At 69.1% G+C, this 15,526-nt stretch carries 13 protein-coding genes; 10 read left to right on the top strand and 3 right to left on the bottom strand.

Features of this window, described 5'->3' with window-relative positions:
- The first annotated feature begins 15 nt into the window (after nt 1-15).
- Entirely contained in the window at nt 16-1,317 is a 1,302-nt protein-coding gene (locus GS4_RS17950) for a glycosyltransferase (RefSeq protein ID WP_007623162.1), read from the top strand.
- On the opposite strand, the gene GS4_RS17955 is transcribed toward GS4_RS17950, so the two are convergent.
- The 3 genes from GS4_RS17955 to GS4_RS17965 all read right to left on the bottom strand — a co-directional run bounded on the left by GS4_RS17955 (nt 1,282) and on the right by GS4_RS17965 (nt 4,149).
- Nucleotides 1,282-2,148, bottom strand: a complete 867-nt coding sequence (locus tag GS4_RS17955; RefSeq protein WP_007623164.1) for a glycosyltransferase family 2 protein — start codon at nt 2,146-2,148, stop codon at nt 1,282-1,284. The two genes, GS4_RS17950 and GS4_RS17955, sit on opposite strands and share 36 nt — an antisense overlap.
- A gap of 79 nt (nt 2,149-2,227) precedes the next feature.
- Nucleotides 2,228-3,052: an ABC transporter permease gene (locus tag GS4_RS17960; RefSeq protein WP_040511032.1), complete on the bottom strand. Its 825-nt coding sequence runs from the start codon at nt 3,050-3,052 to the stop codon at nt 2,228-2,230.
- A gap of 5 nt (nt 3,053-3,057) precedes the next feature.
- Complete coding sequence (locus GS4_RS17965) at nt 3,058-4,149, bottom strand: ATP-binding cassette domain-containing protein (RefSeq protein ID WP_007623167.1); 1,092 nt, start codon at nt 4,147-4,149, stop codon at nt 3,058-3,060.
- Between the two features lie 649 nt (nt 4,150-4,798).
- Between GS4_RS17965 and GS4_RS17970 the strand changes: the two genes are divergently transcribed.
- From GS4_RS17970 to GS4_RS18010, 9 genes are all read left to right on the top strand, one after another.
- The gene (locus GS4_RS17970) at nt 4,799-6,424 is read left to right on the top strand and encodes a condensation domain-containing protein (protein WP_007623168.1); all 1,626 of its coding nucleotides are present in this window, start codon (nt 4,799-4,801) and stop codon (nt 6,422-6,424) included.
- Nucleotides 6,425-6,440: 16 nt separating this feature from the next.
- The gene (locus GS4_RS17975) at nt 6,441-7,979 is read left to right on the top strand and encodes a condensation domain-containing protein (RefSeq protein ID WP_007623169.1); all 1,539 of its coding nucleotides are present in this window, start codon (nt 6,441-6,443) and stop codon (nt 7,977-7,979) included.
- A 37-nt stretch (nt 7,980-8,016) separates the two neighbouring features.
- A complete protein-coding gene (locus GS4_RS17980) occupies nt 8,017-9,378 on the top strand; it encodes a condensation domain-containing protein (protein WP_007623170.1) in 1,362 nt (453 codons plus the stop codon).
- 72 nt (nt 9,379-9,450) lie between these two features.
- The gene (locus tag GS4_RS17985; RefSeq protein ID WP_007623172.1) at nt 9,451-10,347 is read left to right on the top strand and encodes a sulfurtransferase; all 897 of its coding nucleotides are present in this window, start codon (nt 9,451-9,453) and stop codon (nt 10,345-10,347) included.
- Nucleotides 10,348-10,525: 178 nt separating this feature from the next.
- Nucleotides 10,526-10,978, top strand: a complete 453-nt coding sequence (locus GS4_RS17990; protein ID WP_007623177.1) for a SufE family protein — start codon at nt 10,526-10,528, stop codon at nt 10,976-10,978.
- The gene (locus GS4_RS17995; protein ID WP_007623179.1) at nt 10,975-12,426 is read left to right on the top strand and encodes a condensation domain-containing protein; all 1,452 of its coding nucleotides are present in this window, start codon (nt 10,975-10,977) and stop codon (nt 12,424-12,426) included. The genes GS4_RS17990 and GS4_RS17995 overlap by 4 nt, the downstream gene beginning before the upstream one ends.
- Before the next feature lie 192 nt (nt 12,427-12,618).
- A complete protein-coding gene (locus tag GS4_RS18000) occupies nt 12,619-14,436 on the top strand; it encodes an acetyl/propionyl/methylcrotonyl-CoA carboxylase subunit alpha (protein WP_007623181.1) in 1,818 nt (605 codons plus the stop codon).
- Between the two features lie 31 nt (nt 14,437-14,467).
- Complete coding sequence (locus tag GS4_RS18005; protein WP_007623183.1) at nt 14,468-14,866, top strand: hypothetical protein; 399 nt, start codon at nt 14,468-14,470, stop codon at nt 14,864-14,866.
- Nucleotides 14,863-15,447, top strand: a complete 585-nt coding sequence (locus tag GS4_RS18010) for a hypothetical protein (protein ID WP_007623185.1) — start codon at nt 14,863-14,865, stop codon at nt 15,445-15,447. Before GS4_RS18005 ends, GS4_RS18010 begins: the two co-directional genes overlap by 4 nt.
- Nucleotides 15,448-15,526: the final 79 nt, after the last annotated feature.

The following is a 15,526-nucleotide window of genomic DNA, read 5'->3' on the forward strand; positions in this document are numbered from 1 at the left end:
CGTTAGGGTCGGCGCATGCGATTCGTCCTGGCATTCAGCGGAAGTCGTGGCGACGTCCAGCCGGCCGTCGCGCTCGGCGCCCGACTCGTCGAACGCGGCCACGAGGCCGTGCTCGCGGTTCCACCCAATCTCACCGCCTTCGCGCAGGGGGTCGGACTGCCGACCGCCGACTACGGCACCAGCACCAAGGAGCTGCTCGACTCCCCTGTCGTGGAACGAGATCTCAAGTCCCGCAACCCCCGAACCCGTCTGCGGGCGGTGTCGGAGATCACGGTCCACGGCGGCAGGCAGATGCAGGCCGAGCTGATGGAGCTGACCGAAGGTGCCGACGCCGTCATCGCCGGCAGCGCCGGTCAGGAACGCGCACTCAATGTCTCTGCGCGCCGCGGCATCCCGTACATCCCGCTGCACTACTGCCCGGTGCGGCGCAACGGTTCGGCATCCTTGCTCACGCATATCGGGGTCGATGCCCCGGCGCCGATCGCCCGGGCCAGCTGGCGACTCGTCGAGCAGTTGCTCTGGCGAGCCGGGCGACGCGGCGAGGACACCCTGCGCGCCGACCTCGGCCTGCCCCCGTCGCAGGGACCGGCCGGTGACGAGATCGCGGCGAGCGCGACACCCGAGGTGCAGGCCTACGACCCGGCGCTGTTCCCCGGCCTGGACCGTGAATGGGGCCCCCGGCGCCCGCTCGTCGGATTCCTCGGACTGTCGACGGACGACCGTGTGCGACTGGGCGAATCGGGGGTGGACGCCGACACCGACACCTGGCTCTCGGCGGGACCACCGCCGGTGTGCGTCGGCTTCGGCAGCATGTCGGTCCCCAACCCCCAGGGACTGCGACGAGCAGTCCTCGACGTGACCGAGGAGTTGGGGCTGCGAGTGCTGGTCACGTCGGGATGGAGCGGGTTCCTCTCCGACGTGTCCGATGATCGGGTCCGGGTCGTCGGCGCGATCGACCACGATGCGGTACTGCCCCGCTGTGTCGCCGCGGTGCACCACGGGGGCGCCGGGTCGGTGGGAGCGAGCTTGCGTGCCGGTCTGCCCACCGTCGTGTCCTGGGTGGGCGCCGACCAGCCGATGTGGGGAAACGCCGTCCGCAGGCTCGGCGTCGGTACGAGCCTGCCGATGGCCGCCACCGACCATCGTCGGCTCCGCAGTGCCCTGACCACTGCGCTGGACCCGCGGACCCGCGACGCCGCAACCGAACTCGCTCATCGGCTCATCACCCCCGCCCGGGCCGCGGAGCGGGCAGCAGATCTGATCGAGAGTGCGGTCGAGCGATCACGGCAGCACCCGATCGGCCGCCGGTCGAGCTGACCCCGACGCACGGAAACCGCCGGTCTCCGCGTCGTACACCCGCATCACCGCGAGTCGGGCGGCGTGGACGACGATGATCGCCGGCAGGTACACCGCTGCAGCCCCGATCGCGAGACCGATTCGCCGGTGCAGCAGGAACGTCCGGGGCAGCGCGCTCATGTAGGTGACGAACCCGCGCATGCCGGTGTGCATCCTGCGCGGTGACACCCCGACGGTCAGATCGCCGAGAAAGGCGTTGCGACCGCCCACGTCCTGGACGCACAGACCCATGTCGACGTCCTCGAACACATCGCGCCGCAGCGCTGCTCGGCCGCGGATGGCCTGCCAGGTCGACGATCGCAGGATCATGTTGGAGCCGTACAGGACTGGGACCTCGGTCACCGCGGTCGGTGATCGGCGCCGGCCGAGAGGATGGAGTCTGACCTTCAGGCGTTCCCACCGCCCTGACATGGGCACGCCGTAGGCTTCGCCGCGGCCACACAACGCCGACCACCGGCCGTCGTGATCGGCGGCGAAGAAGTCGACGACGGTCTGCGCCCAGCGTTCACCGACGTGGGTGTCGGCATCGATCCGCGCGATGAGACCACCGGTGGCCGCGTCCATGCCGGCATTGCGGGCGTAGACGAGTCCCTGCTGGGCCTCGGTGATCACGCGTAGTCCGGGGAGCCGGGATGCGAAGGTCTCGACCACGGCCACGGTGTCGTCCCGGGAGTTGTTGTCCACCACGATCACCTCGTGGAGATACTCGCTCTGTGCCGTAAGACGTTCGAGGCAGCCCCCGATCACCTCGCCCTCGTCGTAGGCGGGGATGACCACCGACAGTCCGGTCACGTGTACTTCCTCTCGATCATGCTGCGTCGAGCGCAGATTCGGGCGGGTCCGGATGGCGGTAGGTCATCGGGCGAGACGGTCACGGGCTGCGCAGATACGCGCGCAGCGTGAGGGGGACGAAGACGGCCAGGACGGCTGCCGCCCCGAGCAGGGACCAGCCGACGTCGGCGCCGATCGCTCCGTGGTCGGCCAGTGTCCGCACTGCGGACACCAGGTGCGAGACCGGGTTCACCTCGGCCACGGCCTGCATCCAGCCCGGCATGGTCGCGGTCGGGACCAGTGCATTGGAGACGAAGGTGAGCGGCATCAGCACCAGCATCGACAGCCCCTGTACGCCGGACGCGGTGGACATCACGACGCCGAGCAACGCGAAGATCCAGCTGAGCGTGAAAGCGACCACGACGATCAGCAGGGCGGCCACCACCAGCCCCATCGGCGATCCGGGCCGGTAGCCCATCACGAGTCCGACGACGATGGTCACCGATGTCGCGACCACGTAGCGCACCGTGTTCGCCAGCAACGCTCCTGCCAGCGGAGCGATCCGGGCGATGGGCAACGACGTGAACCTGTCGAAGACACCGGAATCCATGTCCTCACGCAAACCGACCCCGGTGGTGACCGACGCCGCGACCGCGACCTGGACCAGCACGCCGGGGATCAGGATCGGCAGATACGCGTCGACGTCTCCGGCGATCGCACCACCGAAGATGCTGGAGAACATCACCGTGAACACGATCGGCAGCACGATGACGTCGAACAGTTGCTGCGGATTGTGCTTCAGCCGCAGCAGGCCCCGCCCGGCCATGGTCAGCGACTGCCGGACCGCGGCGATCGGTGGGACGTGGTCGGCGACACCGGTCATCACCGACGACGGGACGGGCGAAGACGGGACTCCCATGGCCATCGTGCTCATGCAGCGCTCCTCGATCGGGTCGGACGGCCGGCGACCCCGGCCACGGCGGCATCGGGGGTGGCCGACTCGGGATCGGCCACCTCGGCGGCGCGGGCATCGGGGCCGGTGAGGGCGAAGAAGACGTCGTCGAGTGTCGGCCGGTTCACCGCCACAGAGCTGTAGGCGATGTCGGCGCCGCGGACCGCCGCCAGGAGTTCGGGTAGTGCGGTCAGATCAGGCATGGGGACCACCACGGTGCGCCCGTGCGCGACGCTCACCTCGCCGGTCGCGAAGTGCGCGCACACCTGCGCCGCCCGCACGATCGCATCCTGATCGACGACGTCGAGGTGCACACTCGCCTCGCCGACCTCCGACTTGAGCTGATCAGGTGTGCCCTCGGCGACGACCCGCCCCGCATCCATCACGGCCACCCGGGCCGCCAGGCGATCGGCTTCGTCCAGGTACTGGGTGGTCAGCAGGACGGTCGAGCCGGCGGCAACGAGCTCCTCCACCTTCTGCCACATCTGGGTCCTCGTGCGTGGGTCCAGTCCGGTGGTCGGTTCGTCGAGGAACAGCAGGGGCGGGCGGGTGATCATCGACGCCGCCAGATCCAGACGCCTGCGCATACCGCCGGAGAACTCCCGCACACGGCGATCGGACGCGTCGGCCAGTCCGAACTCCGCCAGCAGGTCGTCGGCGGTCGAACGTGCGCGCCGGCGCCCGGCACCGACCAGTCGCCCGAACAGCGCCAGGTTCTCACGGGCGGTGAGGTCGTCGTCCACCGACGCGTACTGTCCGGTCAATCCGATCACCGAGCGGACCGCGGTGGGGTGGGAGACCACGTCGCGCCCGAAGACCCGGGCGGTTCCGGCGTCCGGCCGCAGCAGGGTGGCCAGCATCCGGACCGTGGTGGTCTTACCCGCGCCGTTGGTACCGAGCACCGCGTAGACAGATCCGGCCGGGACGCTCAGATCCACGGAGTCGACGACCCGACGGCCCCCGAAGATCTTCGTGAGACCGGCGGTCTCGATCGCCGGTGTGACCGACTCCTCCTGACGCCGACTCGAGACTCCCTCGGATCCTTCCGTCGGGCTGATCGGTTCCGGCATCGCCACCCCCAGTGCAGTGGCCGACCGAAGACGGCCGGCGATCGATTCCGGCGCCCGAGCTCCGGCGCCGATGTGTCAGATGGTGAATCGGCGGAGCACGTGGTGCACTCGCCGTCTCGTGAGAATTCCAGTATCACAACCATTTACACGCAGCGCCACCCTGCTGTACGCAATCGTCGGCTAAACATTCACAGCCGCAGTGCCTTTCGACACATTTGTTGCGTTCATGTGTATTTCGCGTGTTAACAGGTCCGCGACCAGCATCGACACGCCCTCCGCGTAGCGCTCCGGGCCACCGGAACAACCCCGATTTCACCTCGATGCAACAGACCCACAACACGGCGGACGCATCCGGTATGCCGGATACGACCGACGTGATGAAGCACACCGTTCGCCGACCGGGAACCGAGTCGTGTGCCGCGCTTAGGATCAGTGGCAACCGGACATCGACGCACCGCGGCTCGTTCCGGCCATCGTCCCTCAACACATCCGGATTCATCACGAATCCAACAGTGTCACTCGATATCTCGACGTCAATCAGGAATCACCGTCGCACGGTGGGCACCTCGGCGCAGCGGCCGAGACCTACACCCGCCGACGTCTCGATCCAGTTCGCCCACGAGAAGCAGCCGAGAACAGGTACGTACGAATGAAATTCACAGAGCTCGCCGAGCACGCGATGCCGGCCGGCGAGGTCACCGAATGGGTCCCGACAGTCGCGTCGGACGGCCCGGGATGGCGACCCGACGACCGGCCGATCACCCACGATCACGAACTGCACTACCGCCGCGCGGACGGCACCGGCTGGTCACCCGACCGTCAATCCGCCTGGCTGGGAGCGGTGTTCGAGATCCCGTTGCCCTACGACCACGACGCACTCGGTCGAGCGCTGCGGACCTGGTGGGTCCGGCACGAAGCCTTCCGGACCACGGTCCGATCGGTCGACGACGGGGTCGGGGGTCGACTCCAACGGGTGACGCACGGCCCCGACGGGTTGACCGCGGTGGCACGGAGATCGGCCGCGTACGCGACCGGCGACGGGGTCCGGGACCACATCCAGAAGGTCTTCGACGCCGAACTGTCCCCGCTGACCTGGCCGCACTGCGTCGTGACGACCGTGCACGGCACGGTCCCGTCCGACTGCTCGGTCGTGTCGGAAACCCAGCGGACTCCGGACAGCGACGCCGCCAACGCGGAGACGAGTGCCGGCGAGCGTTTCGTCCTCGCGTTCGGCGCAGACCACTCGGTGATGGACGCGTACTCGATGTTGTTGACCATCAGTGAACTCCAGCGCCTCTATGCAGGAGAACTCGACGGGACCGATGCGGGTCTCCCCGACATCGGAAGCCACGCCGACTTCAGCATCATCGACCGCCGGATCGGGGAGCAACTGACGGTCGATCATCCTGCGGTGGAACGATGGCGCGACTTCCTCGCCGGTTCCGGCGGTGGTTTCCCCGGGTTCCCGTTACCGATCGCCGCACCGTTCCGCACGCTCTCGAGGTCCGGCTCGGGAGCCGATGTGCTGCCGATCTCCGCGGTCCGCGGTCTGCTGGACGAGGAATTGTTCGAGCCGGTCCGCCCCGGTCCGCCACCACCGCAGTCCGGCGGAGCCGTCCATCTGATGACCGCGTCCGACGCCTCGACGCTCAACGCGCACTGCCGGCGAGCGGGGTACAGCATGCAGACCGCGATCGTGGCGGCCCTGGCGCTCACCAACCGTGAACTCACCGGCTCACCGTCCACGCGGTTCGCGATGCCGATGCACACGCGACACGAGTCGCAGTTCGCCGAGTCGGTCGGCTGGTATGTCGGCGTCGGCCCTCTGGCGGTCGAGATCGACGGGATGGAGACGCTGGAACCCTGCCTGGAGGCTGCGGGTTCGGCCCTCGCGATCACCAAGGAGACGTCGCGACATCCTTACCCGCGGATAGCCCAACTACTCGGCAACTACTCCGAACCGCGGTTCGTCATCTCGTTCCTGGACCTGCGTTTCGTGCCCGGCGCACCGGAGTGGCCGGAGTGGAACGCCCGCACCATCCGCAGCGGGGTCCGGACGGACTCCGAGGTCTACCTGTGGGTGACCAGGAGCACCACGGGCATCACCGTCTCGTTCCGTCATCCCGGCAACGACGTCGCGGCGGAGTCGATGTCGCGCTACCTGGAGACGTTGCGCACCGTGCTCGAGGCGGCGACGACCGGAGGAATCCACAGGCGGATCGGCCACCCGGTCGTCGCGACACTTCCCGACGACCGACAGCGACACCCGGCCTGACCGGGGATGAAGGAGGATGGCCGTGATCATCACCGCAATGGGCTGGTGGCAACCGACACCCGGGGAGGTCGTCGAGTGGCACCCGGTGCGAGCCACCGAGGCGACGGCGGGGTCGGTATGCGCAGACGACGGGCCGATCACCTTCCTGCAGGAGAACCACCTGCGGTCGGGACATGCGGCCCGGGCGGCTGGTCGCGCTCACAGTGCCTACCTGGGTTCGGGGACCGAACTCGACGGTGAGCTCGACGTCGCCGCGATGTCCATGGCGCTCGATGAATTCGTGGCACGCCATGACGCGCTGCGCACCTGGTTCGGCCATGACGGCAACGGGATTCGACGTCACGTGATCGATCCCGAGGCGGTGGCGTTCGAGGCCGTGGTCGGGCCAGGCCTCGACACCGCGGCCGACGTGACCGACCATCTCGCCGAGCGGTTCGCCGAGGAGGCGATCGCCGACTCCTTCCCGGGCTTCGCCTTCGGAGCCATCCGCCACGCCGACGGGTTCTCGTTGTACATCGGTTGCGACCACGCGATCAGCGACGGCGCATCCCAGGCACTCGCACTCGCGGAGATCGTGTCGATCTACGAGACGGTGCTGGCCGAGGCGCCTGGAGCACCGAGGCCGGCAGGTGGTTTCAGCTCTTACGCCCGCGTGGACGCTGCGGTCGCGGCGGCCGCCGCCGACGCGGATTCGTCGCTGGCCGAGGTGGTCCGGGAGTGGCAGAACGTCTTCGCCGCGAACGGTAACCGCATGCCCGGATTCCCGATCGATCTCGGGCTGGCTCCGGGTGAGACGGCTCCGGTGCGTCCGGTGGAGATGACGCTGCTCACCGCCGACGACGCGGACGAGTTCGGTCGGATCTGTCGTGCGGCAGGTGGCAACACCCTGGCGGGTGTCTATGCCGCCCTCGCGATGGTCGATCACGAGCTGGCCGGGCAGGAAGCGTATTTCGGGATGTCGGTGCTCAACACCCGCGGCGCGGTGGAGGACTGCGACACGGCGCAGGGCTGGTTCTGCGCGTTCGCACCGGTTGCCTTCGCGGTCGCCAGGGCCACCCCCTTCACCGAACTGGTCGCCGACGCCCGGACGGCGCTGGCCCGGACCCGGACCATGGCCACGGTCCCGGTGCAGACCGCACTGACCGCGCTGGTGGCCGGCGGCATGCCGGTCGACGAGGTGGTGAATGCGCCGAACTTGCTCTCCTACATCGACTTCCGCTGGTTCCCGGGCGCCGGCACGGCGGCGTACGACCGTGGCGTCCTGTTCACCGGAGAGGGGCGCACGGCCAACGCGTCCCTGTGGGTCAACCGGGACTCCGACCGGCTGTACCTGGGGAGCCAGACCCCGGACACCCCGGCCGCGCGGCATCGGCTCGACATCTACTTCTCCCGGTTGCGGGCGGTGCTCGCCGATGTGGTGGCGGGTGGCGACCGGCGGGTGGGCCCGTTCGACCCGTCGGCCCTGGACTCCACAGCCGGAACGGCCCCAGAGCCCACCGCCGGAACGGCCCCGGGAACCACCGCCGGCACGGCCCGAGCGGTCAGCGCCGCGTGACACCGAACGCCGACAGACGACTCCGAGGAGCGCGACCATGCAGGTGACGACCATCGACCGATTCGCACCCGAACCGGGTGAACTGGTGACCTGGGCGGTCGACACCGAGGGGCGGGTCCCGGTCGCATCGCCGGTGCCCCCCTCGTTCAACCAGAGTGTGCATCTCGGCGGCGCCGAGGGCGCGACCGTGTGGTTGGCGGCCGCCTTCGACATCGACGGACCGGTCGACCTGAAAGCCGCCGAATACGCCTACCGGGCACTGATCGCTCGGCACGGGACGCTGCACAGTTCGTTCACCCGTCACGGCGGCGAGATCGTCCGCGAGGTCTTCGATCCGGATGACCTGACGCTGGTCGAGCGCCCGCCGCTGCGGTTGGACTCCGGTGCCGCACTGCGGCAGCGGTTGTGGTCCGACTTCGACGCGGCCTGCGGCCCGTTCGGGTTCCCCGCGTATCTGCCGGCTGCGATCAGCCGACCGGATCGTTCGACACTCATCTGCGCGTTCGACCACTCACATGTGGACGCCTGGTCGATCTCGATCATCATCGACGACCTGCATTCGCTCTACCACGGCTTCCTCGCCGAACCCGGCGGGTTCGACGCCGACCACCTCCCGATGAGCGGCAACTTCCTCGACTTCTGTGCTGCGGAGACGCTGCGACCACCGACCGGCCCCGGCGACCCACGGCTGCGGGAGTGGGTGCGGTTCCTCGACGCACGTGACGGCACTCCCCCGTCGTTCCCGCTCGACCTCGGCGTCGCCCCCGGGGAGTCCGCTCCGCAGGGCGCCGACGTGCGACCGGTGCTCGATGCCGGGGCGACCGCGCTGTTCGAGGCGCACTGTCGGCGCAACGGGGCGAGCCTGTTCGCCGGTGTGCTCTCGGCGATGGCCGGGGCCACCCGCGCGATGGGCGGCGGGCCGGAGCTGGCCCTGTTGTTCCCGATGCACACGCGGCATGACGAACCGGCCCGCCGGGCGGTCGGGTGGTTCACCACGAACGCTCCGCTGAGCGTGGTGGCGGGTCTCGACCTGACGGAGACGATGCGCCGGACCGGCCCGGCCCTGCGCGCGGCGGTACGGCTCGGCGAGATCCCGATCCCCGAGGTGGTCGGCGCGATCGGCGGACTGCGGCAGGAGCGCTCGGACGTGTTCATGGTGTCCTATGTCGACTATCGGGCCCTACCGGGCGCGGGACGCCACGACGCCGTGCGCGCCCACCACGTCTCGAACGTGACCACCGCCGACGACGCACAGTTCTGGCTGTCGCGGACCGAGAGCGGGCTGGCGATCCGGAGTCGGTTCCCCGACACCGCAACCGGCAGGTCGGTGATCTCCGACTTCCTCTCGGAGGTCATCGATGCCGTCGCCCGGGTGCCGTCCGAGGTGAGGTGTCGGTAGGCTCATCGGCGACACCACAGCCCGTGTGTCGGTGCTCGTCATCGGCACGCGTCACCCTTGGAGGGACCGCAGTTGAGCGTAGAGACCGACCCGAACCCCGCGTTCGCCTCATATGCCCATCCGGAGCGGTTGGTCACCACCGAGTGGCTGTCGGCGCACCTGGGGGCCAAGGGCCTGAAGATCATCGAGTCCGACGAGGACGTGTTGCTCTTCGACATCGGCCACATCCCGACCGCCCAGAAGGTCGACTGGCATCTGCATCTGAACGACCCGGTCACGCGCGACTACATCGACGGTGCGAAGTTCGCCGAGCTCATGCGCGCCAAGGGCATCGAACGCGACGACACCGTCGTGATCTACGGCGACAAGAGCAATTGGTGGGCCGCCTACGCACTGTGGGTCTTCACCTTGTTCGGGCATGAGGACGTCCGTCTGCTCGACGGCGGTCGCGATGCGTGGTTCGCCGAGGATCGCGAGACGTCGTTCGACGTGCCGGAGTACCCGGCGTCGGACTACCCGGTCGTCGAGCGTGACGACTCGACGATCCGCGCCTTTGCACCGGAGGTCCTGGCGTCGCTGGGAGTGGAGCCGCTCGTCGACGTACGGTCCCCGCAGGAGTACACCGGCGAGCGCACACACATGCCCGACTACCCGCAGGAAGGCGCGTTGCGCGGCGGCCACATCCCGACGGCCGTGTCCATCCCGTGGGCGAAGGCAGCCGGACCGGATGGTCGTTTCCGGTCGCGGACGGAGCTCGACGAGATCTACGGCGATCTGGGTGCCGACACCCCGACGATCGCGTACTGCCGCATCGGTGAGCGTTCGAGCCACACGTGGTTCGTGCTGACCCACCTGCTCGGGTTCTCGAAGGTGCGCAATTACGACGGTTCGTGGACTGAGTGGGGCAACGCGGTGCGCGTCCCGATCGCGGTGGGCCCCGAGCCGGGCCCGGCGCCGGGAACGAAGTGAGCGGGCCGGACACCCGCGGCGCCGGGAACGAAGTGAGCGGGCCGGACACCCACGGCGCCGGGAACGAAGTGAGCGGGCCGGACACCCACGGCGCCGGGAACGAAGTGAGCGGGCCGGACACCCACGGCGCCGGGAACGAAGTGAGTGGGCCGAATGTGACACGGGCGCCGGGAACGAAGTGAGCGAGTCGCAACTCCCACCCGCGCTCGCGGAGATCGTCGACGACTTCGCCGCGCTGGGCGATGCGGATCGGGTGACGATGCTTCTCGAGTTGGCGAACGAATTGCCCCCGCTCCCGGAGCACCTGCGCGAAGACGCGATGGAACCGGTACCCGAGTGTCAGTCGCCGGTGTTCCTGTCGGTGGATGCGGCCGACCCCGCCGACGTGCGCCTGTACTTCTCGGCTCCCCCGCAGGCTCCGACGACACGGGGGTTCGCGTCGATCCTGCATCAGGGTCTCGATCATGCGTCGGCGACCGCGATCCTCGACGTCCCGGCCGACTTCTACTACGACCTCGGTCTCCAGGCGGCTGTCAGTCCGCTGCGGCTGCGTGGGATGGCCGGCATGCTGTCCCGGGTGAAGTCGCAGGTCCGCGCACAGAATCCGGCCCTGCCGGGCTCCTCGGGATGAAGTTCGTCGCCATCGCGGACGAGCCGATCGAACCGGGTGGCCTCGTCGAGTGGATCCCCAATGTCCCCGGCGGTCTCGGCGCCTGGGATCCGGACCCCCGATTGACCTCGCACAACCACGAGCAGCATCTGCGGTCGGCCTTCGACTACCGTCTGCGGACCCGTCGTGAGGGTGGACGTGAATCGTGGCTGGGGCTGTCGATCGAGTTCGACGAGCCGTTGTCGATCCCGGCGATCCGTTCGGCCCTGATCTCCTGGATCGACCGGCACGAGGTGCTGCGCAGCCACGTGGTGATCAAGGGGCACGGGTTGGCCCGGCTGACCACCGCGCCGGGGACCGTCCGGCTGAAGATGGGTCGGATCGGTTGGTACGGCGAGCCGGGGCCGCTGATGGAGCAGCTGGCCGGGTCCTTCGACCGGGCGACCGCTCCCCTGCAGTGGCCCGCGTATCTGTTCGCGACGGTCGGGCGCGAGGACTCGTTCACGCTGCTGTTCGCCGCCGACCACTCGCTGGTCGACGGGTACTCGCTGATCATGGCGCAGGACGAGCTGGTGAACCTCTACCGGGCGGCACGCGACCGGGTGACGCCCGAACTGGCCCCGGTGGGCAGCTATGTCGATTTCAGCGCGCGCGAGCGCCGCCAGGCCGACCAGACCGGGGCCGACCATCCCGCGGTCGACGTCTGGGACGACTTCTTGAGCCGCGGCATGCCGGCCTTCGCCGGGACGCCGGAACCACCGGCCGAGGTGACCCGGGCGGCAGACGTGACGGGTCGCGAGGCGGTCTACCCGGCGCAGCAGTCGTTGGTCGGCACGATCCTGGACGACGAGGCCACCAATCGGTTCACCGCGGTCTGCTCGGCTGCCGAGGGGACGTTGACGGCCGGTGTCCTCGCCGCCTTCGCGATCGTCTACCACCGGCGTACCGGAGACCCGACGTTTCGTTGCGTCATCCCGCGGCACACCCGCGACGACCGGCAGTGGCTGGCCGCTCTCGGCTGGTTCGTCGGTCTCTCACCGTTCTGCATCGACATGTCCGACTCCCCGTCGCTCGACCAGGCCATCGCACGGGCGACGAGAGACCTCAAGGACACCCGGCACAGTGCCGAGCTGCCCTTCCTGCGGGTGGCCGAGCTCATCGATCGTCCGTTCCAGCCCCGGTTCGTGATCTCGTTCATCGACACCCGTTACGCACCGGGCGCCGTCGAGGCCGACGCCGGGCGGGCCACGGTGCTGCGCAGTCACAGCTATTCGCCCGACGAGGTCTACATCTGGGTGAACCGGACACCATCGGGTCTGCGGTTCTCGGCACGGTTCCCTCCCGAGGAGCCGTCTACGGAGGTCGATGCCGACGGCGGCCCCGGTGGGCCCGTCGGCTCCTACCTGCGCGACTTCGCGACGTTCCTGCGCGAGGTCGGCGACGCCAGTACCTTCGGTTCCGATCACTGAACGGACCCCTACCGAACAATTGCTCGGTGTGGGCTAGGGTATTGCCCGGAACCTGCGGTGCTTAGACTCCAAGTGCCGTGCGTCACCCCGGGTCGTGTACCCAAGAGCGCACTCGGGGTGGAGATCAACCGACGATGTCCGACAAGTACGCCTGTGCCGCTACACGGCAGCGTCACGACGCCAGGAGAACAAGTGCCAAGTCACGCAGCGAACAGCTCGCCCACCATCAGCAAGGTCCTCATCGCCAACCGCGGTGAGATCGCTGTCCGCGTGATCCGCGCGGCACGGGACTCGGGGATCCCGAGCGTCGCGGTGTACGCCGAGCCCGACGCCGACGCGCTGTTCGTGAAGCTGGCCGACGAGGCCTTCGCCCTGGGTGGTCAGACCTCTGCCGAGTCGTACCTGGTCTTCGACAAGATCCTGGACGCCGCCGCCAAGTCGGGCGCCAACGCCATCCATCCGGGGTACGGCTTCCTCTCGGAGAACGCCGACTTCGCGCAGGCCGTGCTCGACGCGGGCCTGATCTGGATCGGTCCGTCGCCGCAGGCGATCCGCGACCTGGGCGACAAGGTCACCGCCCGCCACATCGCGCTCAAGGCCGAGGCGCCGATGGCCCCCGGCACCAAGGACCCGGCCGCCAACGCCGACGAGGTCGTCGCCTTCGCCGAGGAGCACGGCGTCCCGGTCGCCATCAAGGCCGCGTTCGGCGGTGGTGGACGCGGCATGAAGGTCGCGTACACGATCGAGGAGATCCCGGAGCTGTTCGAGTCGGCGACCCGTGAGGCCGTCGCCGCCTTCGGTCGGGGCGAGTGCTTCGTCGAGCGTTACCTCGACAAGGCCCGCCACGTGGAGGCCCAGGTCATCGCCGACCAGCACGGCAACGTGGTCGTCGCCGGTACCCGTGACTGCTCGCTGCAGCGCCGCTTCCAGAAGCTGGTGGAGGAGGCCCCCGCGCCATTCCTGACCACCGAACAGCGCGACCGCATCCACTCCTCGGCCAAGGCCATCTGCCGGGAGGCCGGCTACTACGGCGCCGGCACCGTCGAGTTCCTGGTCGGTGCCGACGGTCTGGTCTCCTTCCTCGAGGTCAACACGCGTCTGCAGGTGGAGCACCCGGTCACCGAGGAGACCGCAGGCATCGACCTGGTGCGTGCGCAGTTCCGCATCGCCAACGGCGAGAAGCTGGAGATCACCGAGGACCCGACTCCGCGCGGACACTCCTTCGAGTTCCGCATCAACGGCGAGGACCCGGGACGCAACTTCCTGCCCGCCCCCGGCCCCGTGTCGGTCTACCGTGAGCCCACCGGCCCAGGCGTGCGCGTCGACTCCGGTGTCGTCGCGGGCGATGTCATCGGCGGACAGTTCGACTCGATGCTGGCCAAACTGATCGTGACCGGCGAGAATCGCCAGCAGGCTCTCGAGCGCGCACGCCGCGCCCTCGCCGAGTACGAGGTCGAGGGACTGGCGACGGTCATCCCGTTCCACCGCCACATCGTGTCCAACCCTGCCTTCATCGGCCGCACGGACGAGAACGGCAACGAGACCTTCGACGTCTACACCAAGTGGATCGAGACCGACTGGGACAACCCGATCGAGCCCTACACCGGTGGCGAGCCGATCGAAGAGGACGACTCGGCACCGCGCCAGAACGTCGTCGTCGAGGTCGGCGGACGTCGCGTCGAGGTGTCGCTGCCCGGTGATCTCGCCCTCGGCGGCGGTGGCGGCAGCACCAACGGTGTGGTCCGCAAGAAGCCGAAGTCACGCTCGCGCAAGAAGGCCGGCGGTGCAGCCGTCTCGGGCGATGCGGTGGCCGCTCCGATGCAGGGCACCGTGGTGAAGGTCGCCGTGACCGAGGGCCAGGAGGTCGCAGCGGGCGACCTGGTGGTCGTACTCGAGGCGATGAAGATGGAGAACCCGGTGACCGCGCACAAGGACGGGGTCGTGACCGGCCTCGCCGTCGACGCCGGTGCAGCCGTCACCCAGGGCACCGTCCTGCTCGAACTCAAGTAGCCGACACCCGACCGCCGCTCCGACCTTCACGATGCAGGCTGTCGAGATCAATGCCGGGACGTGGTATCTGCGTGCGCTTCGTGCGGACGATCGGATCTCCGACGTCCCGGCATTGTCGGATCTGGGCATCGACGACCCGAACTCCTTCGTCGTAGCCGCCGACGCCGGCTGGGCCACGGAATCGCGGTTCGTCTGGGCTGTCTGCATCCCGACCACCGGAGAACTGATCGCGTTGATCGGCGTGGATCGCGGGCACGCGGGCGGCCTCGACGGCACCGTCGGCCGACTCTGGGGATCGGCCCGGGCCGGCCATGATGCCGCGCTCACGGCCGCCGAGGGGCCGGTCGGGCGGTTCGCCGACAGCGCCCTGGGACTCCGCGTCGGACCGTGCGAGCCCATGGACCTCCCACGACGGAGTCGACCGACATGAGGACGGTGTCGCGAGACCCGTTGTTCGGTGAGATCGTCGTCGACCTGGACCGCGACGGCGGAGTCGTGCGGGTCGAGGGCGAGTCCGTGCCTCCCGGTGTGCTGCACCGTACGGGCGTAGACGGACTCCGCACCGACGTACTCCGGACCGACGTACCCATCGGCACCCGAGAGTCGTCTCGGCTGCGACTCGCGGTCGACGGTCAGCAGCATGACCTTCGGGTCGGACCGGGCCGTATCGCCCGGCGCTCCTACCGGATCCGCACCGACGGCCCCGGCGGCGTCCGGCTCTTCGCGCCCGCGTCGGCCGACGCGCATCGACTGATCCGTGGCGAGCGCTACACCGGGCATGACGAGATCGGCCGGTTCGTCCTCGAGGAATCGTCGACGGACTCATCGTCCGTCGTGGTCGTCGACTGGTCCGAGGAGATTCGGGTCGCGGGCGCGGTCGCGCGGGCCGCCGCACCGACGCCGATGGACTCCACCATCGGACACCTCCTGGCGGCGTCCTTCGGGACCGGCGCGCGACTCATGGTCGTCGCTGTCGTCAGCGGTCTCGTCGACTCGGTGTTCCCGAACTGATTATTCCGTCCGGGCGATCGTGACCCTCACCCGACGCCCCCGGTCGCTGTCCGCGGGTCGTCGCCTTTCGCATCGTCCG

The organism is Gordonia soli NBRC 108243, assembly GCF_000334455.1.
Classification (GTDB): domain Bacteria; phylum Actinomycetota; class Actinomycetes; order Mycobacteriales; family Mycobacteriaceae; genus Gordonia; species Gordonia soli.